The 26080-nt window shown below is 60.8% G+C and carries 28 protein-coding genes; 24 read left to right on the top strand and 4 right to left on the bottom strand.

Annotation, left to right across the window (positions count from 1 at the left end):
* Window positions 1-108: 108 nt before the first annotated feature.
* The 14 genes from flhA to SB725_RS04145 all read left to right on the top strand — a co-directional run bounded on the left by flhA (window position 109) and on the right by SB725_RS04145 (window position 14438).
* Complete coding sequence (flhA, locus tag SB725_RS04210) at window positions 109-2238, top strand: flagellar biosynthesis protein FlhA (RefSeq protein WP_027922369.1); 2130 nt, start codon at window positions 109-111, stop codon at window positions 2236-2238.
* 11 nt (window positions 2239-2249) lie between these two features.
* Entirely contained in the window at window positions 2250-3584 is a 1335-nt protein-coding gene (flhF, locus tag SB725_RS04205; RefSeq protein WP_059181376.1) for a flagellar biosynthesis protein FlhF, read from the top strand.
* A 116-nt stretch (window positions 3585-3700) separates the two neighbouring features.
* On the top strand, window positions 3701-4531 hold the full coding sequence (gene fleN, locus SB725_RS04200; RefSeq protein ID WP_003222917.1) for a flagellar synthesis regulator FleN: 831 nt from the start codon (window positions 3701-3703) through the stop codon (window positions 4529-4531).
* The gene (gene fliA / locus SB725_RS04195; protein WP_007894214.1) at window positions 4528-5268 is read left to right on the top strand and encodes an RNA polymerase sigma factor FliA; all 741 of its coding nucleotides are present in this window, start codon (window positions 4528-4530) and stop codon (window positions 5266-5268) included. The genes fleN and fliA overlap by 4 nt, the downstream gene beginning before the upstream one ends.
* 167 nt (window positions 5269-5435) lie before the next feature.
* Window positions 5436-5807: a chemotaxis response regulator CheY gene (locus SB725_RS04190; RefSeq protein ID WP_003183998.1), complete on the top strand. Its 372-nt coding sequence runs from the start codon at window positions 5436-5438 to the stop codon at window positions 5805-5807.
* 22 nt (window positions 5808-5829) lie between these two features.
* Complete coding sequence (locus tag SB725_RS04185) at window positions 5830-6618, top strand: protein phosphatase CheZ (protein WP_027922371.1); 789 nt, start codon at window positions 5830-5832, stop codon at window positions 6616-6618.
* Window positions 6619-6672: 54 nt separating this feature from the next.
* Complete coding sequence (locus tag SB725_RS04180) at window positions 6673-8919, top strand: chemotaxis protein CheA (RefSeq protein WP_410921330.1); 2247 nt, start codon at window positions 6673-6675, stop codon at window positions 8917-8919.
* Between the two features lie 49 nt (window positions 8920-8968).
* A complete protein-coding gene (locus SB725_RS04175; RefSeq protein WP_027922373.1) occupies window positions 8969-10108 on the top strand; it encodes a chemotaxis response regulator protein-glutamate methylesterase in 1140 nt (379 codons plus the stop codon).
* Window positions 10108-10848, top strand: coding sequence for a flagellar motor protein (locus SB725_RS04170; protein WP_027922374.1), 741 nt, complete (start codon window positions 10108-10110; stop codon window positions 10846-10848). The genes SB725_RS04175 and SB725_RS04170 overlap by 1 nt, the downstream gene beginning before the upstream one ends.
* Before the next feature lie 15 nt (window positions 10849-10863).
* The gene (motD, locus tag SB725_RS04165) at window positions 10864-11754 is read left to right on the top strand and encodes a flagellar motor protein MotD (protein WP_027922375.1); all 891 of its coding nucleotides are present in this window, start codon (window positions 10864-10866) and stop codon (window positions 11752-11754) included.
* Between the two features lie 43 nt (window positions 11755-11797).
* Window positions 11798-12586, top strand: a complete 789-nt coding sequence (locus SB725_RS04160) for a ParA family protein (protein WP_027922376.1) — start codon at window positions 11798-11800, stop codon at window positions 12584-12586.
* A 27-nt stretch (window positions 12587-12613) separates the two neighbouring features.
* Window positions 12614-13486: a CheW domain-containing protein gene (locus SB725_RS04155; protein ID WP_410921327.1), complete on the top strand. Its 873-nt coding sequence runs from the start codon at window positions 12614-12616 to the stop codon at window positions 13484-13486.
* A gap of 73 nt (window positions 13487-13559) precedes the next feature.
* Window positions 13560-14045, top strand: coding sequence for a chemotaxis protein CheW (locus SB725_RS04150; protein ID WP_027922378.1), 486 nt, complete (start codon window positions 13560-13562; stop codon window positions 14043-14045).
* Window positions 14046-14438 carry a DUF2802 domain-containing protein gene (locus SB725_RS04145; protein WP_027922379.1) on the top strand — a complete coding sequence of 131 codons (393 nt, stop codon included), beginning with the start codon at window positions 14046-14048 and terminating at the stop codon, window positions 14436-14438.
* 194 nt (window positions 14439-14632) lie between these two features.
* Here SB725_RS04145 and SB725_RS04140 read toward each other — a convergent pair whose 3' ends face one another.
* Window positions 14633-14962, bottom strand: coding sequence for an EscU/YscU/HrcU family type III secretion system export apparatus switch protein (locus SB725_RS04140; protein ID WP_410921325.1), 330 nt, complete (start codon window positions 14960-14962; stop codon window positions 14633-14635).
* Window positions 14959-16545, bottom strand: coding sequence for a flagellar hook-length control protein FliK (locus tag SB725_RS04135; RefSeq protein WP_410921323.1), 1587 nt, complete (start codon window positions 16543-16545; stop codon window positions 14959-14961). Before SB725_RS04135 ends, SB725_RS04140 begins: the two co-directional genes overlap by 4 nt.
* Before the next feature lie 197 nt (window positions 16546-16742).
* Between SB725_RS04135 and ccmA the strand changes: the two genes are divergently transcribed.
* From ccmA to SB725_RS04085, 10 genes are all read left to right on the top strand, one after another.
* A complete protein-coding gene (gene ccmA / locus SB725_RS04130; RefSeq protein ID WP_027922382.1) occupies window positions 16743-17378 on the top strand; it encodes a cytochrome c biogenesis heme-transporting ATPase CcmA in 636 nt (211 codons plus the stop codon).
* Entirely contained in the window at window positions 17375-18043 is a 669-nt protein-coding gene (gene ccmB, locus SB725_RS04125; protein ID WP_007946758.1) for a heme exporter protein CcmB, read from the top strand. Before ccmA ends, ccmB begins: the two co-directional genes overlap by 4 nt.
* 72 nt (window positions 18044-18115) lie before the next feature.
* A complete protein-coding gene (locus SB725_RS04120) occupies window positions 18116-18871 on the top strand; it encodes a heme ABC transporter permease (RefSeq protein ID WP_007946756.1) in 756 nt (251 codons plus the stop codon).
* Entirely contained in the window at window positions 18868-19044 is a 177-nt protein-coding gene (ccmD, locus tag SB725_RS04115; RefSeq protein WP_027922383.1) for a heme exporter protein CcmD, read from the top strand. The genes SB725_RS04120 and ccmD overlap by 4 nt, the downstream gene beginning before the upstream one ends.
* On the top strand, window positions 19041-19496 hold the full coding sequence (ccmE, locus tag SB725_RS04110; RefSeq protein WP_027922384.1) for a cytochrome c maturation protein CcmE: 456 nt from the start codon (window positions 19041-19043) through the stop codon (window positions 19494-19496). The genes ccmD and ccmE overlap by 4 nt, the downstream gene beginning before the upstream one ends.
* 3 nt (window positions 19497-19499) lie before the next feature.
* Complete coding sequence (locus SB725_RS04105; protein ID WP_027922385.1) at window positions 19500-21488, top strand: heme lyase CcmF/NrfE family subunit; 1989 nt, start codon at window positions 19500-19502, stop codon at window positions 21486-21488.
* Window positions 21485-22021 carry a DsbE family thiol:disulfide interchange protein gene (locus SB725_RS04100; protein WP_059181373.1) on the top strand — a complete coding sequence of 179 codons (537 nt, stop codon included), beginning with the start codon at window positions 21485-21487 and terminating at the stop codon, window positions 22019-22021. The genes SB725_RS04105 and SB725_RS04100 overlap by 4 nt, the downstream gene beginning before the upstream one ends.
* Complete coding sequence (locus SB725_RS04095; RefSeq protein ID WP_027922387.1) at window positions 22018-22488, top strand: cytochrome c-type biogenesis protein; 471 nt, start codon at window positions 22018-22020, stop codon at window positions 22486-22488. Before SB725_RS04100 ends, SB725_RS04095 begins: the two co-directional genes overlap by 4 nt.
* On the top strand, window positions 22485-23687 hold the full coding sequence (ccmI, locus tag SB725_RS04090; RefSeq protein WP_027922388.1) for a c-type cytochrome biogenesis protein CcmI: 1203 nt from the start codon (window positions 22485-22487) through the stop codon (window positions 23685-23687). The genes SB725_RS04095 and ccmI overlap by 4 nt, the downstream gene beginning before the upstream one ends.
* A 14-nt stretch (window positions 23688-23701) precedes the next feature.
* Window positions 23702-24106 carry a hypothetical protein gene (locus tag SB725_RS04085; RefSeq protein WP_027922389.1) on the top strand — a complete coding sequence of 135 codons (405 nt, stop codon included), beginning with the start codon at window positions 23702-23704 and terminating at the stop codon, window positions 24104-24106.
* A gap of 47 nt (window positions 24107-24153) precedes the next feature.
* Here the strand turns inward: SB725_RS04085 and SB725_RS04080 are convergent, their stop codons facing one another.
* Both SB725_RS04080 and SB725_RS04075 read right to left on the bottom strand, forming a co-directional pair.
* Window positions 24154-25041 carry a LysR family transcriptional regulator gene (locus tag SB725_RS04080; RefSeq protein WP_410921320.1) on the bottom strand — a complete coding sequence of 296 codons (888 nt, stop codon included), beginning with the start codon at window positions 25039-25041 and terminating at the stop codon, window positions 24154-24156.
* 148 nt (window positions 25042-25189) lie between these two features.
* Window positions 25190-25909, bottom strand: coding sequence for an SDR family oxidoreductase (locus SB725_RS04075; RefSeq protein WP_123434066.1), 720 nt, complete (start codon window positions 25907-25909; stop codon window positions 25190-25192).
* Between the last annotated feature and the right edge of the window lie 171 nt (window positions 25910-26080).

The following is a 26080-nucleotide window of genomic DNA, read 5'->3' as shown; positions in this document are numbered from 1 at the left end:
TCAATCCCTCTATTTACCTCCTCTGCAAAAGTTGGAAGGCTTCTTGCAATAGCCGCTTTGCGCCAGCTTCAGGCGTCAAAAGTTTGCTTTAAAGGAACGGGGAAAACCGTGGATCGCTCTCAGTTATTCAACAGTGCTCGCACAAACGTTGCCGACTTAAGTCGGGGCAATCTGGGCGTGCCGTTGTTGCTGCTGGTCATGCTGGCCATGATGATGCTGCCGGTGCCGCCGTTCCTGCTGGACGTGTTCTTCACGTTCAACATCGCACTGTCGATCGTCGTTTTGCTGGTCTGCGTCTACGCCTTGCGGCCGCTGGACTTCGCGGTGTTCCCGACCATTCTGCTGGTCGCGACGTTGCTGCGACTGGCGCTGAACGTGGCCTCCACGCGGGTGGTGATGCTCCACGGTCAGGACGGCCACGCCGCCGCCGGTAAGGTGATCCAGGCCTTCGGTGAGGTGGTGATCGGCGGTAACTACGTGGTCGGTATCGTGGTCTTCGCGATTTTAATGATCATCAACTTCGTCGTGGTGACCAAGGGTGCCGGGCGGATTTCCGAGGTGAGCGCGCGCTTCACCCTCGATGCGATGCCCGGCAAACAAATGGCAATCGACGCCGATTTGAACGCCGGCCTGATTGATCAGAACCAGGCCAAACTGCGCCGGATGGAAGTCGCCCAGGAGGCTGAGTTCTACGGTTCCATGGACGGTGCCAGCAAATTCGTGCGCGGTGACGCCATTGCCGGCCTGTTGATTCTGTTCATCAACCTGATCGGCGGCATGGCGGTCGGTATCTTCCAGCACGGCATGACCTTTGGCGATGCCGGTCGGGTGTACGCGCTGTTGACCATCGGTGACGGTTTGGTGGCGCAATTGCCATCACTGCTGTTGTCCACGGCCGCCGCGATCATGGTGACCCGTGCTTCCGGTTCGGAAGACATGGGCAAGCAAATCAATCGCCAGATGTTCGCCTCGCCGAAAGCGTTGGCTGTCGCGGCGGGACTGATGGCTGTGATGGGCCTGGTGCCCGGCATGCCGCACTTTTCCTTCCTGAGCATGGCTGCTCTCGCTGCCGGTGGTGCGTACCTGTTCTGGAAGAAGCAGAACGTGGTCAAGGTCCAGGCGCTGCAAGAGGTCAAGCGTCAGCAGGAACTGCTGCCATCGCCGGCCCGCGCCATGGAGACCAAAGAGCTGGGCTGGGATGACGTCACGCCTATCGACATGATTGGCCTGGAAGTCGGCTATCGCCTGATTCCGCTGGTAGACCGCAATCAGGGGGGGCAACTGCTGGCGCGGATCAAGGGCGTGCGCAAGAAGCTGTCCCAGGACCTGGGCTTCCTGATGCCGACGGTGCATATCCGTGACAACCTCGACCTGGCGCCGAGTGCCTACCGCCTCACGCTGATGGGCGTGATCCTGGCAGAAGCCGAGATTTACCCGGATCGCGAACTGGCGATCAACCCGGGGCAGGTCTACGGCACGCTTAATGGCATAACCGCCAAAGATCCGGCTTTTGGCCTGGAGGCGGTCTGGATCGAAATCAGCCAGCGCGCCCAGGCGCAATCGCTCGGTTACACGGTGGTCGATGCCAGTACCGTGGTTGCCACGCACTTGAACCAGATCCTGTACAAGCACTCCAGCGAACTGATCGGTCACGAAGAAGTCCAGCAACTCATGCAATTGCTGGCCAAAAGCTCGCCTAAACTGGCTGAAGAGCTGGTGCCGGGCGTGGTTTCGCTGTCGCAGCTGCTCAAGGTGTTGCAAGCGCTGCTGGCCGAACAGGTGCCTGTGCGCGACATTCGCAGCATCGCCGAGGCGATCGCCAACAACGCCGCCAAGAGTCAAGATACTGCCGCTTTGGTGGCCGCTGTGCGGGTCGGTGTATCCCGCGCAATCGTCCAAAGCATTGTAGGTACTGACTCCGAGCTACCAGTGATCACCCTGGAGCCAAGGTTGGAACAGATATTGCTCAATAGTCTTCAGAAGGCAGGACAAGGCTCGGAAGAGGGCGTTCTGCTGGAGCCAAGCATGGCAGAGAAGCTGCAGCGCTCGTTGATCGATGCGGCGCAGCGTCAGGAAATGCAAGGTCAGCCGGTGATTCTGCTGGTGGCCGGCCCGGTTCGCGCCATGTTGTCGCGATTTGGCCGACTGGCAGTCCCGGGTTTGCATGTGTTGGCTTATCAGGAAATCCCTGACAACAAGCAAGTGACCATCGTTGCGACAGTAGGGCCCAACGGCTGAGGTAGTGGTTTATGCAAGTTAAGCGTTTTTTCGCCGCCGATATGCGTCAGGCCATGAAACTGGTTCGTGATGAGCTGGGCGCCGATGCCGCCATTATTGGCAATCGCCGGATCGCCGGCGGTGTCGAGCTGACGGCTGCGCTGGATTACAAATTGTCGGCGCTGGCCCCGCGCGTTCCGAACATGGAACTCGAGGATGAGCTGCGCAAGACCCAATCGCGCATTGTGACTGCCCAGGCCGAATTGAGCCTGCGTGGCGATGGCGAGACCGAAGGCGACAAGACCACCAATCGCCAGTTGTTCGCCGGCCTGCCACTGACCGCTGCCGAGCCACTGATCGAACCGACCTACGCCGAACCGCGTCGCTCGGCGCCTGCCCCGGCACCGGCTGCTGGCGGCGTTGATCCACGTGCGTTCGACTCGATGCGCTTCGAACTCAACAGTCTGCGTGAACTGATGGAAGTACAGCTCGGTTCGCTGGCCTGGAATCAGCTGCAAGGCAGTCGTCCGGCCCAGGCCAACCTTTGGCGTCGCCTGCAACGCATCGGCCTGTCCGGCCCGTTGTCGCGCGATCTGCTGGCCATGATCGGTGATATCGATGAGCCCCGTCAGGCCTGGCGCATGTTGCTGGCGCACCTGGCGCGGATGATTGCCACACCGGAAGTCGAGCCACTGGAAGAGGGCGGCGTGATTGCCATGGTCGGCCCTGCCGGCATGGGCAAGACCACCACCCTGGCCAAGCTCGCGGCCCGTTACGTGCTCAAGTACGGCGCGCAGAACATCGCGCTGGTGAGCATGGACAGCTTTCGCATTGGCGCCCAGGAGCAGCTCAAGACGCTGGGGCGCATTCTCAATGTGTCGGTGACCCACGTCGATCCGGGCCAGTCGCTGGTTCAGGCGCTGGAGCCACTGCTGCGCAAACGCGTGGTGCTGATCGATACCGCAGGCCTTCAGGCCAGCGATCCGGCCCTGCGCATGCAGCTCGAAAGCCTGGCCGGGCGTGGCATCAAATCAAAAAATTACCTGGTGCTCGCAACCACCAGCCAAAAACAGGTTCTAACAGCCGCTTATCACAGTTACAAGCGCTGCGGGCTCGCTGGCTGCATCCTGACTAAACTGGATGAAACGGCAAGTCTGGGCGAGGTGCTGAGCCTGGCGATCAGTCATGAATTGCCGGTGGCGTACCTGACCGATGGCCCGCGGATTCCGGATGATTTGCATCTGCCGCGCCGTCATCAGTTGGTCAGTCGCGCCGTGAGCGTGCAAATGCAGGAAGAACCCAGCGAAGAAGCCATGGCTGATATGTTCGCTGATATTTACCACAGCCCGACCAAGCAGGTTGGCTAAGGTAGTCATGAACAGTTTTTGTACCTACATCGATGGTCTGCCATGCATTGTTCCATTTGCGAACGCGCAGCCAGTAATGTGGCCTCCGTCTATGCAAGACAAGGTAAAGAAATAACATGGGCAGCATGCATCCCGTACAGGTGATCGCGGTGACCGGCGGCAAAGGTGGCGTCGGCAAGACTAACGTGTCAGTGAATTTGTCACTGGCCCTGGCTGAACTCGGCCGTCGCGTCATGCTGTTGGACGCTGACCTGGGCCTGGCGAACGTCGACGTTCTGTTGGGACTGACACCCAAACGTACCCTGGCCGACGTGATCGAAGGCCGCTGCGAGCTGCGCGACGTTCTGTTGCAGGGCCCGGGCGGTATTCGAATTGTTCCGGCCGCGTCCGGTACCCAGAGCATGGTTCATTTGAGCCCGGCTCAACACGCCGGCCTGATCCAGGCGTTCAGCGACATCGGCGACAACCTCGACGTATTGGTGATCGACACCGCTGCGGGCATAGGTGACTCGGTAGTCAGTTTTGTTCGCGCAGCGCAAGAAGTCTTGCTGGTGGTCTGCGACGAGCCGACCTCGATCACCGACGCCTACGCGCTGATCAAACTGCTTAACCGCGATTACGGCATGAACCGCTTCCGTGTCCTGGCCAACATGGCCCAGAGCCCGCAAGAAGGTCGCAACCTGTTCGCCAAGTTGACCAAGGTCACCGACCGCTTTCTCGACGTTGCCTTGCAATACGTCGGCGCGGTGCCTTACGACGAAAGCGTGCGCAAGGCTGTGCAGAAACAACGTGCCGTGTATGAAGCCTTCCCGCGTTCCAAGTGCGCCCTGGCGTTCAAGGCCATCGCGCAGAAAGTTGATACCTGGCCGCTGCCTGCCAACCCGCGCGGGCACCTTGAGTTTTTCGTCGAGCGCCTCGTGCAACAGACCGCAGGACCCGTCCTATGACAGCCAGCGGCTACAACCTCTACAAGAAGTCGGCACGTGACGCGCAGTACGAGCTGATCGAGCGTTACGCGCCACTGGTCAAACGCATTGCTTACCACTTGCTGGCCCGTCTGCCGGCCAGTGTCCAGGTTGAAGACCTGATCCAGGCCGGGATGATCGGCCTGCTCGAAGTATCGACCAAATACGACGCCAGCAAAGGCGCCAGTTTCGAGACGTACGCGGGCATACGAATCCGCGGCGCCATGCTCGATGAAGTACGCAAGGGGGACTGGGCGCCACGTTCGGTCCACCGAAATACCCGTATGGTCAGTGACGCAATTCGCTCTATTGAAGCTAAAACCGGCCGTGACGCTAAAGATCACGAGGTTGCGGCCGAACTCCAATTGAGTCTCGACGATTATTACGGGATTTTGAACGACACCCTGGGCAGCCGCTTATTCAGTTTCGACGATCTGTTGCAGGACGGCGAACACGAAGGGCTGCACGAGGATGGCGCGAGTGCTCATCTCGAGCCGTCACGCGATCTGGAAGATGAACGCTTCCAGGCGGCGCTGGCGGACGCGATTGCCAATTTGCCGGAGCGCGAGCGACTGGTGTTGGCGCTGTACTACGACGAAGAGTTGAATCTCAAGGAAATCGGTGAGGTCCTGGGGGTCAGCGAATCGCGGGTCAGCCAGTTACACAGCCAGTGCGCGGCCCGTTTGCGGGGGCGTTTGGGGGAGTGGCGAGCGCGCTGAAGGCAGTGTGGGGACACTGCGAACGGGGCTGGTGCGGATTTGAACGGCACCGGTCGCGATCTGTTGTGCTCCAGACAGTCATCGAGTGAATTGCCGAATTGATTGAAATGGCGCGTCCAGGTGCTGGGCGCGTTTAAGACTGCTTGGAGGTCGAATTGGACAAGAACATGAAAATCCTCATCGTTGATGACTTCTCAACGATGCGGCGGATCATAAAAAACCTGTTGCGTGACCTTGGGTTCACCAACACGGTCGAGGCTGACGATGGCACTACCGCCATTCCGGTTCTCAACAGCGGGAGCATCGACTTTCTGGTAACGGACTGGAACATGCCTGGCATGACCGGTATCGATCTGCTGCGCCACGTGCGCGCCGATGAAAAGCTCAAGCACCTGCCGGTGTTGATGGTGACCGCTGAAGCCAAGCGCGAGCAGATCATCGAAGCGGCCCAGGCCGGTGTAAACGGCTATGTGGTCAAACCCTTCACGGCCCAGGCGTTGAAAGAAAAAATCGAGAAGATTTTCGAACGCATCGGTTGATCCACTGCGCCACGGGGGAGCTATGGAGCATAAAGAATCTTCACAGGGCGATTTTGAATCGACCCTGAAAAAACATGCCGTCGAACTGGTCGCCAGCCTTGAAAAAGGCAGGTTCGGCGAGGCTGTGCAACTGATCCATGAGCTCAATCAGACCCGTGACCGTGGCCTGTATCAGGAAGTGGGCAAGCTCACTCGCGAGCTGCACAGCGCGATCGTCAATTTCCAGATTGACCCGAACATGCCGCAAGCCGAGGAAGTGTCGCAGATCACGGACGCCACCGAGCGCCTGGGGTATGTGGTCAAGCTGACCGAGGCCGCGGCCAACCGCACCATGGACCTGGTGGAAAGCGCCACGCCGCTGGTCAACAGCCTGAGCGAAGAAGCCCAGGCGTTGAGCACGGACTGGAGCCGGTTCATGCGCCGCGAAGTCGGGGCTGAAGAGTTCCGTGAGCTGGCCCGCCGCGTCGACGGTTTCCTGACACGCAGCACCGAGGACAACCGCACGGTGTCGAGCAACCTCAACGACATCCTGCTGGCTCAGGATTACCAGGACCTCACCGGTCAGGTGATCAAGCGCGTGACCCAGTTGGTCACCGAAGTTGAAAGCAATTTGCTCAAGCTCGTCCTCATGGCCAGCCAGGTAGACCGCTTTGCGGGTATCGAACATGACCGTGAATCGATGCTCGCCGAAAAAGATCCACAAAAACATCTCTCTCAGGGTGAAGGTCCGCAGATTCATGCCGATAAAAGAGAAGACGTTGTGTCCGGTCAGGACGATGTGGACGATTTGCTATCCAGCCTGGGATTTTAGCGTTTCAGCATTCTAGGTTTTTTAGGTTTTTAGACCTGTAGGAGCACCCCCTTAATGAGCTTCGGCGCCGATGAAGAGATCCTTCAGGATTTCCTGGTTGAGGCCGGCGAGATTCTAGAGCAACTGTCCGAACAACTGGTCGAGCTGGAAAGCCGACCGGATGATGCGGACTTGCTCAATGCAATTTTTCGCGGTTTTCACACTGTAAAAGGGGGCGCCGGCTTCCTCCAGCTCAACGAGCTGGTGGAGTGCTGCCACATCGCCGAAAACGTGTTCGACATCCTGCGCAAGGGTGAGCGTCGCGTCGATTCGGAACTGATGGACGTGGTCCTCGAAGCGCTGGACGCGGTGAACAGCATGTTCGGCGAGGTCCGCGAGCGCAGCCCGGTTACGGCGGCGACACCTGAATTGCTGGAGGCCCTGGCCCGTCTGGCCGAGCCGCAAACGGCAGATGAAGCTGCACCGGTTGCTCTCGTGGCTGAAGCACCTGCCGCCGAAAGCGAATCGGGCGACATCACCGATAACGAATTCGAACAACTGCTGGACTCGCTGAACGCCGTCAAGGCTCAGGCCGAAGCGCCAGTGGCTGCAGCACCAACGCCTGCCAGCGATGCTGCTGCCAGCGACGAAATCACCGATGCCGAGTTCGAGTCGTTGCTCGATCAATTGCACGGCAAAGGCCAGTTCGCCGTTGATGCCGTGGCCCCTGCGCCAGCCGCACCGGCTGCGCCAAAAGCGGCGGGCGACAGCTCCGACATTACCGACGACGAATTTGAAGCACTGCTCGACCAGTTGCACGGCAAAGGCAACTTTGCGGTGGATGCGCTGGAGTCGGCCATTGCTTCGGTACCGGCTACACCTGCGCCAACTGCGGCGGCGGTGGGTGGGGATCTGATCTCCGATCACGAGTTCGAATCGCTGCTCGACGAATTGCACGGTAAAGGCAAGTTCACCGATGTGGCGACAGGCACTGTCGTCACTGCCCCGGCGCCCGCTGCCAAGGCAGCGGCACCGGCGGCCAAGGCACCAGAACCGAAAGCCGAGGCACCGAAACCGGCTGCCGCTGCCGCTGCTGCACCGGCCCCGGCCCGTGCTCCGGCTGCGCCGCCACCGGAAAAACCGGCGAGCGAAGCCGAGACCACCGTGCGGGTCGATACCGCGCGTCTCGACGAAATCATGAACATGGTCGGCGAACTGGTACTGGTGCGTAACCGTCTGGTTCGCCTGGGTGCCAACAGTGCCGACGAAGCCATGTCCAAGGCGGTGTCGAACCTCGACGTGGTCACGGCTGACCTGCAAACCGCGGTCATGAAGACCCGGATGCAACCGATCAAGAAAGTCTTCGGGCGCTTCCCGCGCCTGGTTCGCGACCTGGCTCGCCAGCTCAAGAAAGAGATCAACCTGGAACTGGTCGGCGAAGAAACCGACCTCGACAAGAACCTCGTCGAGGCCCTGGCCGACCCGCTGGTCCACTTGGTGCGCAACGCGGTCGACCACGGCATCGAGTCGCCGGAAGAACGCGAAGCCTCGGGCAAGTCCCGTGGCGGTCGAGTCGTACTTGCGGCGGAACAGGAAGGTGACCACATCCTGCTGTCGATCTCCGATGACGGCAAAGGCATGGACCCGCACGTCCTGCGTTCCATCGCGGTAAAACGCGGTGTGATGGACAAGGATGCGGCGGATCGCTTGAGCGACACCGAGTGCTACAACCTGATTTTCGCGCCAGGGTTCTCGACCAAGACCGAGATCTCCGACGTGTCGGGTCGTGGCGTGGGCATGGACGTGGTGAAAACCAAGATTTCCCAGCTCAACGGTTCGATCAACATCTACTCGACCAAGGGCCAGGGCTCGAAGATCGTCATCAAGGTCCCGCTGACCCTGGCGATCATGCCGACGCTGATGGTCATGCTCGGCAACCAGGCGTTTGCATTCCCGCTGGTGAACGTCAACGAGATCTTCCACCTCGACCTGTCGACCACCAACGTGGTGGATGGTCAGGAAGTGGTGATCGTGCGCGACAAGGCGCTGCCACTGTTTTACCTCAAGCGCTGGCTGGTCAGCTCCGCCGCTCACGAAGAGCAGCGCGAAGGCCATGTGGTGATCCTTTCGGTGGGCACGCAGCGGATCGGCTTTGTCGTCGATCAGTTGGTGGGCCAGGAAGAAGTGGTCATCAAGCCATTGGGCAAAATGCTCCAGGGAACCCCGGGCATGTCGGGCGCCACCATCACCGGTGACGGCCGCATTGCGCTGATTCTCGATGTTCCGAGCATGCTCAAGCGTTACGCCACGCGGCGTATTTGATTCTGGTGGAGCGGGGCGACTGAGCCTCGCTCCGTCTAACGGAGTGTTTATGGCAGTCAAAGTCCTGGTGGTGGACGATTCGGGGTTTTTCCGCCGCCGCGTCTCGGAAATTCTTTCAGCGGATTCGAATATCCAGGTCGTCGGCACGGCGACCAACGGAAAAGAGGCGATCGATCAGGCCCTGGCCCTCAAGCCGGACGTGATCACAATGGACTACGAAATGCCCATGATGGACGGCATCACGGCCGTGCGGCACATCATGCAGCGCTGCCCGACGCCGGTGTTGATGTTCTCCTCGCTGACCCACGAAGGCGCCCGGGTCACCCTCGATGCGCTGGATGCCGGCGCCGTGGATTTCCTGCCGAAGAATTTCGAAGACATCTCCCGTAACCCGGAGAAGGTCAAGCAACTGCTGTGCGAAAAGATCCTGAGCATTTCGCGCAGTAACCGTCGCGCCAATACCTACAGTGCTCCGGCCCCGGTCGCCGCGCCTGCTCCAACTCCTGCGCCTGCAAGCGCCAGCAGTTACGGCAGCCATGCACCGTCGCGTCCGGCGCCGGCGCCGATTCCGGCACGCACCCATGCGCCTGTGTCGTCCGGCCCATCGTCGCCTGCACCAAAACGCAAAGCCTACAAACTGGTGGCCATCGGCACGTCCACGGGCGGTCCGGTAGCGCTGCAACGGGTCCTGACCCAGTTGCCGGCCAACTTCCCGGCGCCGCTGGTATTGATCCAGCACATGCCGGCGGCGTTCACCAAGGCCTTCGCCGAACGCCTGGACAAGCTCTGCCGGATCAGCGTCAAGGAAGCCGAGGATGGCGACATCCTGCGTCCTGGCCTGGCGTTGCTGGCACCGGGTGGCAAGCAAATGATGATCGATGGCCGTGGCGCGGTGAAAATCCTGCCGGGCGACGAGCGTCTGAATTACAAACCAAGCGTGGACATCACCTTCGGTTCTGCCGCCAAGTCCTACGGTGACAAAGTTCTGGCGGTCGTGCTGACCGGCATGGGCGCCGACGGTCGTGAAGGGGCTCGCCTGCTCAAACAGAGCGGCAGCGCGATCTGGGCTCAGGATGAAGCCAGTTGCGTGATCTACGGCATGCCGATGGCCATCGTCAAAGCCGATCTCGCCGATGCGATCTACGGGTTGGAAGATATTGGCAAGCACCTGGTCGAGGCGTGTATCTGATGGATGTTTTAAGCCTGATTGGCATCATCATGGCGTTCGTCGCCATCATTGGCGGCAATTACCTTGAAGGAGGCCACCTTGGCGCGCTGGCCAACGGCCCGGCAGCCCTGATCGTATTGGGTGGCACCATCGGCGCAGCCTTGTTGCAATCGCCGATGAGCGCCTTCAAGCGCGCCATGCAAATCCTTGGCTGGATTCTGTTTCCGCCGCGCGTTGACCTGGCCGGTGGCATTGATCGCGTGGTGAACTGGAGCCTGACCGCCCGCAAGGAAGGCCTGCTCGGCCTGGAAGGGGTGGCCGATGCCGAACCTGACAGCTACTCGCGCAAAGGCCTGCAACTGCTGGTTGACGGTGCCGAACCGGAAGCGATTCGCAGCATCCTGGAAGTGGATTTCTACACCCAGGAAAGCCGCGACATCGAGGCCGCCAAAGTCTTTGAAAGCATGGGCGGCTACGCGCCGACCATCGGGATTATCGGGGCAGTGATGGGCCTGATCCATGTCATGGGCAACCTGGCCGATCCGACCCAACTGGGCAGCGGCATTGCCGTGGCCTTCGTCGCGACCATCTACGGTGTGGCCAGTGCCAACCTGGTGTTGCTGCCGATTGCCTCCAAGCTCAAGTCCGTGGCCTTGCGTCAGTCGCGTTATCGCGAAATGTTGCTGGAAGGGATCCTGTCGATCGCTGAAGGTGAAAACCCTCGCTCTATTGAGTTGAAGCTTCAGGGCTTCATGGATTGATGGGAGACATGGACCATGGCACGTCGTCGCCAACCTGAAGAACATGTGAACCACGAACGCTGGCTCGTTTCCTATGCCGACTTCATCACGTTGCTGTTCGCGTTCTTCGTGGTCATGTACTCGATCTCTTCGATCAACGAAGGCAAGTACAAAGTCATCTCGCAAGCGTTGATCGGGGTCTTCACCGACGCCGATCGCTCGCTCAAACCGATTCCGGTCGGTGAAGAGCGGCCGATGACCGTGACGCCGGCAAAACCGTTGGTGAAAGACAGCGAGCAGGTCGATGCCGGGGTTGCCGGTTCCAACGACCCGCTGAAAAGTATCGCCGATGACATCAGTGCCGCGTTTGGTGACCTGATCAGCTCCAACCAGATGACCGTGCGTGGCAACGAGTTGTGGGTCGAGATCGAACTCAATTCCAGCCTGTTGTTTGGCAGCGGCGATGCCATGCCCAGCGACATCGCGTTCAACATCATCGACAAGGTCGCCGGGATTTTGAAGCCATTCGACAACCCGATCCACGTCGAAGGTTTTACGGACGATCAACCGATTCGCACCGCGCAGTACCCGACCAACTGGGAGCTGTCCTCGGCCCGTTCCGCGAGCATCGTGCGCATGCTGGCGATGCAGGGTGTGAACCCCAGCCGCCTGGCGTCCGTGGGCTACGGCGAGTTCCAGCCGGTGGCCAACAACGCCACTGCCGAAGGCCGCGCACGCAACCGTCGTGTGGTGCTGGTGGTGTCGCGCAATCTCGATGTGCGCCGCAGCCTGACCGGCACCGGTACCGCTCATGCACAACCGGACGCCGCGTTGAAGCGTGCTGGCACACAAACTGCACCGACCCCGGTCAAGTCGCCGGTACGAGAGAGCGCCGTCAATTCTCCGTCACCCGTATTAACACGCTGAGCTATTTCTCGGTCGACCTAGTCGGCCGGGCGGAACCCTTCGAATGAGAGTCTGGGCAGTTGCCAATCAAAAGGGTGGTGTTGGTAAAACCACTTCCTCTATCGCTTTAGCCGGTTTGCTGGCCGAGGCGGGCAAGCGCGTGGTTGTGGTCGATCTCGACCCGCACGGCTCCATGACCAGTTACTTCGGCTACGACCCCGACACCCTGGAACACAGCAGCTACGACTTGTTCCTGCACAAGGGCAGCGTGCCGCAAGGCTTGCCCGGTCAGTTGCTGTTGCCCACCAGCCACGAAAGCATTTCCCTGTTGCCCTCCAGCACCGCGCTGGCCACCCTTGAGCGTCAGTCGCCGGGGCAGAGTGGTTTGGGCCTGGTGATTGCCAAGAGCCTGGCGCAGTTGTGGCAGGACTTCGATTATGCGGTGATCGACAGTCCGCCGTTGCTCGGCGTGCTGATGGTCAATGCCTTGGCGGCGAGCCAGCAATTGGTGATCCCGGTGCAGACCGAGCATCTGGCCGTCAAAGGCCTGGAGCGCATGGTCAACACCCTGGCGATGATCAATCGCTCACGCAAACAGGCGCTGCCGTTCACCATCATCCCGACCTTGTTCGACCGCCGCACGCAGGCTTCCCTCGGGACTCTGCGGGTGCTGCGCGACCTGTACCCGGAAGAAATCTGGCAAGGCTACATTCCGGTCGACACGCGTCTGCGTGACGCAAGCCGGGCCGGGCTCACGCCTTCGCAGTTCGACGGCAAGAGCCGCGGCGTTCTGGCTTACCGCGCGCTGCTCAAGCATTTGCTGGCGCAGCAATCCGTTGCGCAGGTGGCGTGAGATGAACCTTCCTTGCGTGGTGCTTAAATGAATCGGCCGGTGAAAATCACCTCTCGCCCGCAACTGGCGCTCCAGAGCTATCTGGACAGCTTGCTGCAGGACGCGACCGAGGAGCTGGCGCCCGTCATCGAAGCGCCCGTCGAAGTGATCGAGCCTGAAAGCACCCTCGACGAGTTTCAGTTGGCGGTGCTCGAAGAGCAGGCGCGTGATGCCGCGGTGGTTGCGGCCCCTGTCGTTGCCCCTGTCGTTGCGCCAGTCGTGAAGGCGCCAGCACCTGTCATGGAAGCACCGGCACCGATCCTCGCGCCGGTATCGACCATCGCACCGCTGCTGCAAACGCTGGTGCCGCCGGTTGTCGAAGTTCATCTCCCGCCGAGCAACACGCCGCCTCCGGTCGAAACTGACGGGCGTCCATCGTGGGCCGCCGAGCCCTTCGAATGCCTGTTGTTCGATGTCGCCGGCCTGACGCTGGCGGTGCCGCTGGTGTGCCTCGGTTCGATATATTCGTTGGCTGGTCACGAGCTGACGCCGCTGTTCGGTCAGCCGGAGTGGTTCCTCGGGATTCTCCCGAGCCAGGCCGGCAACCTGAAAGTCCTCGATACCGCGCGTTGGGTCATGCCCGACCGCTACCGCGATGACTTCCGCCAGGGCCTGCAATACGTCATTTCGGTCCAGGGTTATGAGTGGGGGCTGGCCGTGCATCAGGTCAGCCGCTCGTTGCGCCTGGACCCCAACGAAATCAAATGGCGCAGCCACCGGGGTCAACGACCTTGGCTGGCGGGCACCGTGATTGAACACATGTGTGCCTTGCTCGACGTTTCCGCACTGGCCGAGCTGATCGCCAGTGGCGGGGCAAAGCACATGAGCAGCATCAAGAAACCGGCTCACAAACCGACATAACAAACACGCATCGGCAGTCACTGCCGATGCACAGAACACACACCGCCAGGGCGGTTTTTCGAGGGGTCAGGGTATGAATGATAAGGCGACGGCTGCAAAGGGTTCCGAAGATCCGATCCTGCAATGGGTAACCTTCAAGCTGGACAACGAAACCTACGGCATCAACGTGATGCGCGTTCAGGAAGTCCTGCGCTACACCGAAATCGCCCCGGTACCGGGTGCTCCGAGCTACGTGCTGGGCATCATCAACCTGCGCGGTAACGTGGTTACTGTAATCGACACCCGTCAGCGTTTCGGCCTGATGAATGCCGAGATCAGCGACAACACCCGTATCGTCATCATTGAAGCCGACAAGCAAGTAGTCGGGATCATGGTCGACAGCGTGGCCGAAGTGGTTTACCTGCGTCAGTCGGAAATCGAAACCGCGCCAAACGTCGGTAACGAAGAATCCGCCAAGTTCATCCAAGGCGTATGCAACAAGAACAACGAACTGCTGATCCTGGTCGAGCTGGACAAGATGATGAGCGAAGAAGAATGGTCGGACCTGGAGAGCATCTGATTGATTCTTGAGGTAGCGGTCATTGTCCTGTTCCTTTTCTGGGCAGGCACGCTGGCGATGTTTCTGGCGTACATACGCGGTCAACGATTGATCGCCGCGCAACAGGCTCAGGGCGATGCGCTGCGGGATCAGCGCATCAAGGACCTGGCCAAACGCGTGGACGACTACCAGCGCGGCAACGTGCGCATGGGTGAAGACCTGCACGAGCTGCGCGCGGTGGTCGGCCCGCTGCCGGACAAACTGGCGCAACTGGAACAGCGCGACCCGTCGAGCCTGTCGTTTGCCCAGGCGGCGCGACTGGTCGGGATGGGCGCTACGGTGGATGAACTCACGCAGTCCTGCGGCTTGACCCAGGCTGAAGCGGAGTTGATGCGCAAGCTTCACAAGAACTGATTTTTGCAACTCGGCTGAAATTGCTTTCGCGAGCTTGCTCGCGATGGCGGTGCGTCAGTCACCGTAGATTTGAAAGTGCCGCCCTCATCGCGGGCAAGCCTCGCTCCCACAGGTATTGCGGTCGCGCACAAAGTATGTGAACGCCGCCGAACCCTGTGCGAGCCGGGCTTGCCCGCGATGGCGTCCTTGAAGCCTCAGTAATTGTCACCGCGTTCGGTGATGTCCTTCTCCAGCATGACCGCATCGGGATCATGCCCCGCCGGAAACTTGCCCTTCAGGTTCCATGCAAACGCAATAATCTCGGCAATCGTGCGGTACAACTCCTCCGGAATACTCTCGCCCAGCTCCATCCGCGCCAGCAGCTTTACCAGCTCGGCGTTTTCGTAGATCGGCACTTCGTAGTCGCGAGCGATCCGCAAAATCTCTTCCGCCAGCGCTTCGTCACCCTTGGCCGTGAGGGTAGGGGCGTGGCTGCCGTCGTATTTGAGGGCGATGGCCTGGCGTGGGGCGTTGGGGTTTTTCATGCGGTTTCGTCGACCCAGCGTTGTTCAAGACGGGTTTGCGGGCCTTGTGGCGGTTTGCCGAGGTGGCAATCCAGATCGCCGACGTTCAGTCCCGACGCCAGCAGGCGTTCGCGCAGCCCGGCCAGGTTGCTTTCGATCAGGCTCGCGGTGTACGGGCGTTCGGCCCAGAGTTGGCTGGACAGGCTGCCCTTGATCAGCTGCGCCTGAATCTGCAACGGGCCTAGCGGTTCCATGTCGAACGCCAGGTCGACGCGCCACAGTGGCTGCTTGGGCTCGCGTTCGTCGCGACGTTCGTGCGGCTGTTCTTTCTCTGGGGCTTCTTCGCGCTGGAACTTGACCTGCAATGGCACGATGTCCTGCAGGTTGCGCATGGGGATTTCCAGCTGCCAGGTGCTGACCAGCCGCCCATCATCCGTCAGACCGGTTTGTTCCAGGCTCGACAGTTGATGGCTTTGCAGGCGCGAAACCGCCGCCGCTGCCAAACGCAGCAAGTGCTCCAGATCACCTTCACCGTCCTGGCTTTGCAGCAGGCGCTCGGGCAGCGGGAAACTGGTCGGCAGCGGTTTGGCGCTGACCTGGCCGAGCATGCCGAGGGCGCTGCGCACGAAACTCGGCATCGCCTGCACCAATGTGTTGGCGGCGATCAGTGCGTTGAGGTTGGTGTTGGCCGGCAGCCCCGGTGTCAGTTGTGCGATCAGCTTGAGCAAATCGCCCTTCATGTCTGGAGCCAGCGTCGGATTCTGTCCGGTCAGCAATTTCGCTTCGAGGAACAGGCCGCTGTTGGCCAACGCTTGAGCAAGACCCTTTGGCGTGCTCAATTGCTGAACGTCCGGGAGGCCAGCGAGGAGTCTTTCCACGGCAACACGCAGGTCGTTGGAAGTCGGATCCGACGACGGTGGAGGCAACGGCAGGTTTTGCAGGACTTTGATCAAGCCATCCAGCGAGCCTTGGCGGCTTTGTTGGCTGACCAGTTGCTGGGTCACCGCCAATTGTTCCTGGCGGCTGCTCAGCGGGACGAATTTCAGCGTCTGGGTGTCTTGCACCATGGCGCTCAACAACGTGCCGATGCGCAGCGGCGTCGGGCTGTCGATACTCAAGGTGCTACCGCTCAGCACGGTGTTTAACAAGCTCATCATCGAGCGAAACACCGTCGGTTGCCCTGGCACCTGCGGCAGCACCTGCGAGGTCAGTACTTTGCCTTGCAGCAAGGTGCCGACCGGCAGTTGCGCGGTGTCGATGCGGGTAAGGGTGGCAATGCTGGAAGCGATGGCCTGTTGCACAGTGATTGCCAGATTGCTCGCCGACGGCTGCGTGATCGCCAGGCTGGTGCCTTGAGGCAGCGGCTGGGTGCTGGTGGCCTGCACCGTGGTCTGGCGACCGCTGTCGAGGGTGACTTTGAGCAACAGTTGAAAAGTCTGATCCGTCTGCTTGAGTGACAGCACTTCAGCCTTGGCGGTCTGCCCGACGTCGATCAGGCCCTCCATTGGCTTTAGCAACTGCAGCAGGTCGCCACTCATCACCAGCGGCCGCGAAGTCGCGGGCGTGGTCTGGGGTAGCGGGAGGATGTTCATTTCGCCTGTCATACGCGGTCACAACCTGAGGAAATTGCACTCTTTAGAGTAGGGCATGGCATGTATAATGCCGCCCGTCTTTCGGGGAGTGGCGAAAACATTGCAATTGTTTGACGCAGCTCTCTAGAACAGACCGCCAATGCATCTATGCTGCATCTCTTTAGCGGCCGCTTTGCCGCCGACTTGAACCGCAAAAGGCCCGTGATCCCTTGACCAGCCCAGTCCTGCAAACCGTTGCCCTCGCTTGTGAGCGAGACCTTCGGCTGCTCTTCGAAAATCTCGATTTGAGACTGGCCAGTGGCGAAATGGTGCAAATCAGCGGCCCCAACGGCAGTGGCAAGACCAGCCTGTTGCGTCTGCTGTGCGGGCTGATGCAGCCGACCGCCGGTCAGGTGCTGCTCAACGGCCAGCCGCTCAATGAGCAACGTCTTGAGCTGGCGCGCAACCTGCTGTGGATCGGTCATGCCGCCGGCATCAAGGAACTGCTGACCCCCGAGGAAAACCTCAGCTGGCTTTGCGCCTTGCATCATCCGGCGTCCCATGAGGCCATCTGGCAAGCCTTGGCGGCTGTCGGACTGCGCGGTTTCGAGGATGTTCCCTGCCACACCCTGTCTGCTGGCCAGCATCGTCGCGTGGCGTTGGCGCGGTTGTACCTGGACAGCCCGCCGCTGTGGATTCTCGATGAACCGTTCACCGCGCTCGATAAACAAGGCGTGGCGCAACTCGAAGAACACCTGGCCGCGCACTGCGAGCGGGGCGGCATGGTCGTGTTGACCACGCACCACACGCTGACCCGGATGCCGGCCGGCTATCGCGACATTGACCTGGGGAATTGGGCCGTATGAGTGTTTTCGGCCTGTTGGTCGCCCGTGAGGCCCGTTTATTGTTCCGCCGTCCTGCGGAACTGGCTAATCCGCTGGTGTTCTTCGCTATCGTCGTGGCGCTGTTCCCGCTGGCGGTCGGCCCCGAGGCTCAATTGTTGCAAACCTTGTCTCCGGGACTGGTCTGGGTGGCAGCGCTTTTATCGGTTCTGCTCTCGCTGGACGGGCTTTTCCGCAGTGATTTCGAAGACGGTTCCCTCGAACAGTGGGTCCTTTCGTCGCACCCCCTGCCTCTTCTGGTTTTGGCCAAGGTACTGGCACACTGGGCCTTCTCAGGCCTGGCACTGGTTTTGCTCGCGCCACTGCTGGCGTTGATGCTCGGTTTACCTGCCGCTTGTCTGCCGGTGTTGCTGCTTTCCTTATTGCTGGGTACACCGGTGCTGAGCCTGCTCGGTGCGGTGGGCGCAGCCCTGACGGTCGGATTGAAGCGCGGTGGCCTGTTGCTGGCACTGCTGATTCTACCGCTGTACATCCCGGTGTTGATTCTCGGCAGTGGCGCCTTGCAGGCAGCCTTGCAGGGCATGCCGGCGACCGGTTATCTCTTGTGGCTTGGTAGCCTGACCGCCCTGGCGATAACCCTGACACCTTTTGCAATAGCTGCTGGCCTGAAGATCAGCGTCGGCGAATAATGAGGTCTGGTTAAAATTTAATCAGTAAAGACCCAGCCCTTCACAGCGAAGGGCAACCGTGATGGAAACAGTATGAACTGGACGTGGTTTCACAAGCTCGGCTCGCCCAAATGGTTTTACGGCATCAGCGGCAAACTGCTGCCCTGGCTGAGCGTTGCGGCGTTGCTGCTGATCGGCGTTGGTGTCGTTTGGGGCCTGGCCTTCGCGCCGCCCGACTACCAGCAAGGCAACAGCTTTCGCATCATCTATATCCATGTTCCGGCCGCCATGCTGGCGCAGTCCTGCTATGTGATGCTGGCCGTGTGTGGCATCGTCGGGCTGGTCTGGAAGATGAAACTGGCCGACGTCGCCCTGCAATGCGCGGCGCCCATCGGGGCCTGGATGACCGCTGTGGCGCTGGTCACCGGCGCGATCTGGGGCAAACCGACCTGGGGTTCGTGGTGGGTCTGGGATGCGCGACTGACGTCCATGCTGATTCTGCTGTTTCTGTACTTCGGTCTTATTGCGCTGGGCAACGCCATCAGTAATCGTGACAGCGCCGCGAAGGCCTGTGCGGTGTTGGCGATTGTCGGCGTGATCAACATCCCGATCATCAAGTACTCGGTGGAGTGGTGGAACACCCTGCACCAGGGCGCGACCTTCACCCTCACCGAAAAACCGGCGATGCCGGCCGAGATGTGGCTGCCATTGCTGCTGACGGTGCTGGGTTTCTACTGTTTCTTCGGCGCGGTCCTGTTGCTGCGCATGCGCCTTGAAGTGCTCAAGCGCGAAGCGCGGGCCAGCTGGGTCAAGGCCGAAGTACAAAACAGCCTGGAGGCCGCTCGATGAGTTTTGCTTCATTCGGCGACTTCCTCGCCATGGGCCATCATGCCCTGTATGTCTGGTCCGCCTATGGCATCTGCCTGGCAGTGCTGGTCCTCAACGTGGCGGCGCCGATCCTGGCCCGCAAGCGGTATCTGCAACAAGAGGCGCGTCGTCTGCGCCGGGAGAACGGCAAGTGAATCCGCTGCGCAAAAAGCGTCTTATCATCATTCTCGCGATCCTGGTGGGTGTCGGCGCTGCCGTCGGCCTGGCCCTGAGCGCCTTGCAGCAGAACATCAATCTGTTTTACACCCCGACCCAGATCGCTAACGGCGAAGCGCCGCAAGACACGCGTATTCGGGCGGGCGGCATGGTCGAGAAAGGTTCGTTGCAACGTTCCGGCGATTCGCTGGACGTCAAATTCGTCGTCACCGATTTCAACAAATCCGTGACCATCACCTATCGCGGCATTCTTCCGGACCTGTTTCGTGAAGGGCAGGGCATCGTTGCCCTGGGCAAAATCAACGCCGACGGCGTGGTGGTGGCCGACGAAGTGCTGGCCAAGCACGACGAAAAATACATGCCGCCGGAAGTGACCAAAGCCCTGAAAGACAGCGGCCAGTCGGCACCCACACAAGCCAAAGAGGGTTAATTGATGACATCCGGAATCTTTATCCCTGAGCTTGGCCACCTGGCCATGATCCTGGCGCTGTGTTTCGCGCTGGTTCAGGCCGTGGTGCCATTGCTCGGTGCCTGGCGCGGTGATCGACTGTGGATGAGCCTGGCTCAGCCAGCCGCCTGGGGTCAGTTCACTTTCCTGGTGTTCGCTTTTGGTTGCCTGACCTACGCGTTCATGACCGACGACTTCTCGGTCGCCTACGTCGCGAGCAACTCCAACAGTGCCTTGCCGTGGTACTACAAGTTCAGCGCAGTCTGGGGGGCACACGAAGGGTCATTGCTGTTGTGGGCGTTGATCCTCGGTGGCTGGACCTTCGCGGTATCGGTGTTCTCCCGGCAGTTGCCGCGGGACATGCTGGCCCGCGTGCTGGCGGTGATGGGCATGATCAGCACCGGTTTCCTGCTGTTCCTGATCCTCACGTCCAACCCGTTCAAGCGCATCCTGCCGCAAGTGCCCAGCGATGGCGCCGACCTCAATCCGTTGCTGCAAGACATCGGCCTGATCGTTCACCCGCCGATGCTGTACATGGGTTACGTCGGTTTCTCCGTGGCTTTCGCCTTCGCCATCGCGGCGCTGATGGGCGGTCGCCTTGATGCGGCGTGGGCGCGCTGGTCGCGTCCGTGGACCATCGTCGCCTGGGCTTTCCTTGGTATCGGCATCACCCTCGGTTCGTGGTGGGCGTATTACGAACTCGGCTGGGGCGGCTGGTGGTTCTGGGACCCGGTGGAAAACGCCTCTTTCATGCCTTGGCTGGTCGGTACGGCGCTGATTCACTCGTTGGCCGTCACGGAAAAACGTGGCGTGTTCAAGAGCTGGACCGTGTTGCTGGCCATCGCCGCATTCTCGCTGAGCTTGCTCGGTACGTTCCTCGTGCGTTCCGGCGTGCTGACGTCGGTTCACGCGTTTGCGTCCGACCCTGAGCGCGGTGTGTTCATCCTGATTTTCCTGCTGTTCGTGGTCGGCGGTTCGCTGACGCTGTTCGCCCTGCGCGCGCCGGTGGTCAAGAGCCAGGTCGGCTTCAACCTCTGGTCCCGGGAAACCCTGCTGCTGGGTAACAACCTGGTGTTGGTGGTGGCGGCTTCGATGATCCTGCTCGGCACCTTGTACCCGCTGATTCTCGATGCGATGACCGGCGCCAAACTGTCGGTCGGCCCGCCGTACTTCAATGCGCTGTTCATTCCGTTGATGGCGTTGCTGATGGTGGTGATGGCAGTCGGCATGCTGGTGCGCTGGAAAGACACCCCGGTCAAATGGCTGATGAGCATGCTGACCCCGGTACTGCTCGGCAGTGCTGCGCTGGCGGTTGTGGCCGGCGTCGCTTATGGCGATTTCAACTGGGCGGTGATTGCAACCTTCATGCTGGCAGCGTGGGTATTGCTCGCCGGTGTCCGGGATATCCTCGACAAGACTCGCCACAAAGGCCTGATCAAAGGCCTGCCGACCCTGACCCGCAGTTATTGGGGCATGCAGATCGCTCACCTGGGCATTGCCGTGTGTGCGCTGGGCGTCGTGTTGTCGAGCCAGAACAGTGCCGAGCGCGACTTGCGCCTGGCGCCGGGCGAGTCCATGGACCTGGCCGGTTATCACTTCGTGTTCGAAGGCGCCAAGCACTTCGAAGGCCCGAACTTCACCTCCGACAAGGGCACCGTTCGGGTGATCCGCGATGGCAAGGAAGTCAGCGTGCTGCACCCGGAAAAACGCCTGTACACCGTGCAGAACTCGGTGATGACCGAAGCCGGGATCGACGCCGGTTTCACCCGTGACCTCTACGTCGCCCTCGGCGAACCGCTGGGCGATGGCGCCTGGGCTGTGCGCGTTCACGTCAAACCGTTCGTGCGCTGGATCTGGTTCGGCGGTCTGCTGACTGGCTTCGGCGGGTTGCTGGCGGCGCTGGATCGGCGTTATCGGGTCAAGGTGAAAAGCCGGGTGCGTGAAGCACTGGGCATGACGGGAGCGACTGCATGAGACGTTGGTTGATGCTGTTGCCACTGATGATTTTTCTGGTGGTGGCTGTTTTCCTGTATCGCGGGTTGTACCTCGACCCGGCCGAGTTGCCTTCGGCGATGATCAACAAACCGTTCCCGGCGTTTTCCCTGCCAAGCGTGCAGGGCGACAAAACCCTGACCAAGGCTGACATCGTTGGCAAACCGGCACTGGTCAACGTCTGGGGCACCTGGTGCATTTCCTGCCGGGTCGAGCACCCGGTGCTGAACAAACTGGCCCAGCAGGGCGTGGTGATTTACGGCATCAACTACAAGGACGTCAACGCCGACGCCTTGAAGTGGCTCGTGGAGTTCCACAACCCGTATCAACTGGACATCCGTGACGACGCCGGCACCCTGGGCCTGAACCTCGGTGTGTATGGCGCGCCGGAAACCTTTTTCATCGACGCCAAGGGCATCATCCGCGACAAGTTCGTCGGTGTGATCGACGAGCAGGTCTGGCGTGAAAAACTGGCTGCCAAGTATCAGGCGCTGGTCGATGAGGCCAAGCCATGAAGCGCTGGATAGCAGCGGCGGTACTGGGCTTGAGCATGGCCGGCGTGGCCCATGCCGCCATCGATACCTACGAGTTCGCCAAAGAAGGTGATCGCGAGCGTTTTCGCGAGCTGACCAAGGAACTGCGTTGCCCCAAGTGCCAGAATCAGGACATCGCCGATTCCAATGCACCGATTGCCGCCGACCTGCGCAAAGAGATTTTCCGCATGCTCGGCGAGGGCAAGGACAACCAGCAGATCATCGACTTCATGGTCGACCGCTACGGTGACTTCGTCCGCTACAAACCGGCTCTCAACGCCAAGACTGCACTGCTCTGGTTCGGCCCGGCCGGCCTCCTGCTGGGCGGTTTCGTGATCATCGCCGTGATCGTCCGCCGTCGTCGCGTGCAACGCGCCGAAACCCCGGACGCGCTTTCTGCCGAGGAGCGTGAGCGCCTCGACCACCTGTTGGATAAAAACCAAGAATGATTGATTTCTGGCTCGCTGCAGGTCTGCTGCTTCTGGTTGCCCTGAGTTTTCTGTTGATCCCGGTTTTGCGCGGTCGTCGTGCTCAACTTGAAGAGGATCGTACCGCCCTGAACGTTGCGCTGTACCAAGAGCGCGTGGCTGAGTTGCAGACTCAGCAGGAAGAGGGTGTGCTCGACGCCGGGCAAATGGACGCCGGCCGCGCCGAAGCGGCCCGTGAGCTACTCGCCGATACCGAAGGCGTTGCAGCGCCTCGCGTGGGTCGCCTGGGCAAGCCGTTGCCGTTGTTGGCGGCAGTGCTGGTTCCGGTGCTCGGTCTTGGCTTGTACCTGCATTTCGGTGCCAGCGACAAAGTCGAACTGACCCGCGAATTTTCCCAGGCACCGCAGTCGATGGAAGAGATGACCCGTCGCCTGGAACGCGCCGTCGCCGCTCAGCCGGAATCGGCTGAAGGCTTGTATTTCCTTGGTCGCACCTACATGGCCCAGGACCGTCCTGGCGATGCAGCGAAGATCTTTGAGCGCACGGTGAACCTGGCCGGGCGTCAACCGGAACTGCTCGGCCAATGGGCGCAGGCCCAATACTTTGCCGATGGCAAGAAGTGGTCGGACAAGATTCAGGCCCTGACTGATGAAGCGCTGAAAGCCGATCCAAAAGAAGTCACCAGCCTTGGACTGCTTGGCATCGCAGCTTTCGAAGCCCAGCGTTATCAGGACGCTATCGACTATTGGAATCGCCTGCTGGCGCAACTGCCGCCCGAGGACAGCTCCCGCGCCGCCCTGCAAGGTGGTATCAGCCGGGCCACCGAGAAGCTGGAAGCCAGCGGCGGCAAGGTTGTCCAGGCACCTGCGGCGAAGGCGGCAGCGTTGCTGAAAGTCACCGTAGACCTGGCGCCAGCGCTCAAAGCCAAGGTCCAGCCGGGTGACACTGTCTTCATCTTCGCCCGCGCCACCTCAGGTCCACCTGCGCCGTTGGCGGCCAAACGCCTGACCGTGGCCGACTTGCCGGTGACTGTCGAACTGGGTGATGCCGACGCAATGATGCCGCAGTTGAAACTGTCGAACTTCCCTGAAGTCCAACTGGTTGCGCGCGTCTCCCGTGCCGGCCAACCGACTGCCGGTGAATGGGTCGGTCGCAGCCAGCCTCTGGCCAGCAGCACCACCGCGACGCAGACACTGACCATCGACAGCCCGGACAAATAACAGGAAGCACCGCCATGACCGCTATTGCTCGTATCACCCTGCTCAGTCTGGTTTTGGGGTTAAGTGCATGTGCGGTCCAGCGGCCAGAGCCCACGACACCACCACCGATCCCGCCATCGCAGCCAAGGCCGACACCGTCCACGACACCCTCGCCGGGCAAACCGGGCATCCCCGCCAAGCCGGCCAAACCGATGCCGCGCACCTCCGCCAGCTTCGCACCGCCACCGGGTGGTAATAGCCATTGGGACGCCAAGCTTGGCGTCTATGTGCTGGAGGATCAGACCAACACCTTCTACCGCCAGCGCACCTACTACCGCTGGAACAACGGCTGGAGCCGTTCGGTCAGCCCCGACGGGCCTTGGGAAGACACGGATATCCATGGCGTTCCGGGCGGGTTGGGACGGCAATTCGGGCAGTAAATGAAAACGGCGATCTGAGGATCGCCGTTTTGCCGCTTGAGTCCTGTTCAGGTTCTATTCACCAACAACCCCTGCACATACTCCACAAACGCCCGAGCCTTCGCGCTGGCCATTCTTCCGGTGGGAAACACCGCCCACAAATCCTGGTTCGGCAGGGTCCAGTCCGTCATCACTTCCCTGACGGCATCACTGGCCAGCTCCGGAGCAAACATCCATTCGGAGGCCATGGTCAATCCCAGATGGGCGAGGACCGCTTCACGCAAACCTTCCGCGGCGCTGACGCGAATTCGGCCATTGATGATCACGGACTGTTCTTCGCTCGCGTTGCGAAATTGCCAGTTGGCGCCGCCGCCCAAGGCGTAGACCACTGCCTGGTGTTTGCACAGGTCAGCCGGGCAGGTGGGTTCGCCGTGTTTGTCGAAGTAAGCCGGTGTGCCGAGTATTACACGTCGGCATTCGGCGATCTTGCGGGCGGTGAGGCCGGAGTCGCTCAGGGCGCCCATGCGCAGTGCGACGTCGACGCCTTCTTCGACCAGATTGAGGTTACGGTCGTCGAGCAGCAGGTCGATGTTCAGGTCTGGATTCTGATCGAGGAACGGCCCGAGGTGCGGCACGATATGGATTCGGCCGAAGGTCACGGCGGCGCAAATGCGCAGGTTGCCGGTCAGCCCGCTGGCGGCACCGCGCGCGGCGTTGTCGGCCTCGTCAACTTCTTCGATGGCACGTTTGGCGCGTTCGAAAAAGGCCAGGCCGGCCTCGGTGGGCGTCAGGCCTCGGGTCGAACGCAACAGCAGTCGCACGGCCAGGCGTGATTCGAGTTGCGCAATGGCTTTCGACACGGCGGGCTGGCCGATATTCAGGCGCCGGGCGGCGGCGGAAAACGAGCCGGTTTCCACGACGTAGACGAAGGTTTCCATTGCGGCGAGGCGGTCCATTCGAAACCCTTGTGCAGTCTGATGCCTTTAGGAAATCCCCTGTAGGAGTGAGCCTGCTCGCGATGGCGGCCTGACATTCAACAACGATGTTGGCTGTCAGGACCTCATCGTGAGCAGGCTCACTCCTATAGGGGGGTTGTATTGTTGGTTAGAACGCGGCTTTGCCGATGGAGGAGCCGCCATCGACAAACAGCGTTTGCCCGGTGATAAACCCGCTCTGCTCGGACAGCAAAAACGCGATCGCCGCCGCAATCTCCTGCGGCTGCCCCAAACGGCCCATCGGCACGCCCGCCAGATACCGCGCTTCACCCTCACTGCCCGGTGGATTGTTGGTGCGGAACAATTCGGTTTCAGTCGGCCCCGGTGCCACGGCATTCACTGTCACGCCAGTTTTCGCCAGCTCCAGCGCCCACGATCGCGTGAAGCTGATCAGCGCCGCTTTCGCCGCCGCATACGCCGTGCGTTGGGTGATCCCCAGCACGGTCAAACTGGAAATATTCACCACCCGACCCCAGCCCTTGGCACGCATATTCGGCAGCAGTGCCTGGGTGGCCTGCAACGCCGAATGGAGGTTGACCCGCATCACATCGTCGAACGTATCCAGATCGATCTCGCCCAACACCTGCGGGCGTACCAGACCGACGTTGTTCACCAGCCCATCAAACTCGTACGTCCTGGCCAGATCCGCCAGGACTTCCTGAGTCAGCGCCCGGTCGCTCAAATCCAGTGGAAACAGAATGCCGGGGAACGTCAGGTCAGGGGTTCGTGCGATCCCGACCACCCGGTGCCCGGCGCGATCCAGATGCTCGGCCACCGCGCGACCGATGCCTTTGCTGGCGCCTGTGATGAGAAAAGTACGACGGGTCATTTCACACTCCTTGAAAAGAACCTGCCGCCGGGGCGGGCGGCAGTGAAAGGGGCAGCCGCGAATCGCATCCAGCATCGCTTCAGGCTCAGGACGCTGAGTGTAATCCGGGTTGACCTCGGCGTAACGACTCACACCATCCTGATCGATCACATAATCGTGCCGGCATCGACA

It is taken from the genome of Pseudomonas sp. SIMBA_041, assembly GCF_046535095.1.
GTDB lineage: Bacteria > Pseudomonadota > Gammaproteobacteria > Pseudomonadales > Pseudomonadaceae > Aquipseudomonas > Aquipseudomonas mucoides.
This window is presented reverse-complemented; position numbering and strand designations above follow the sequence as displayed.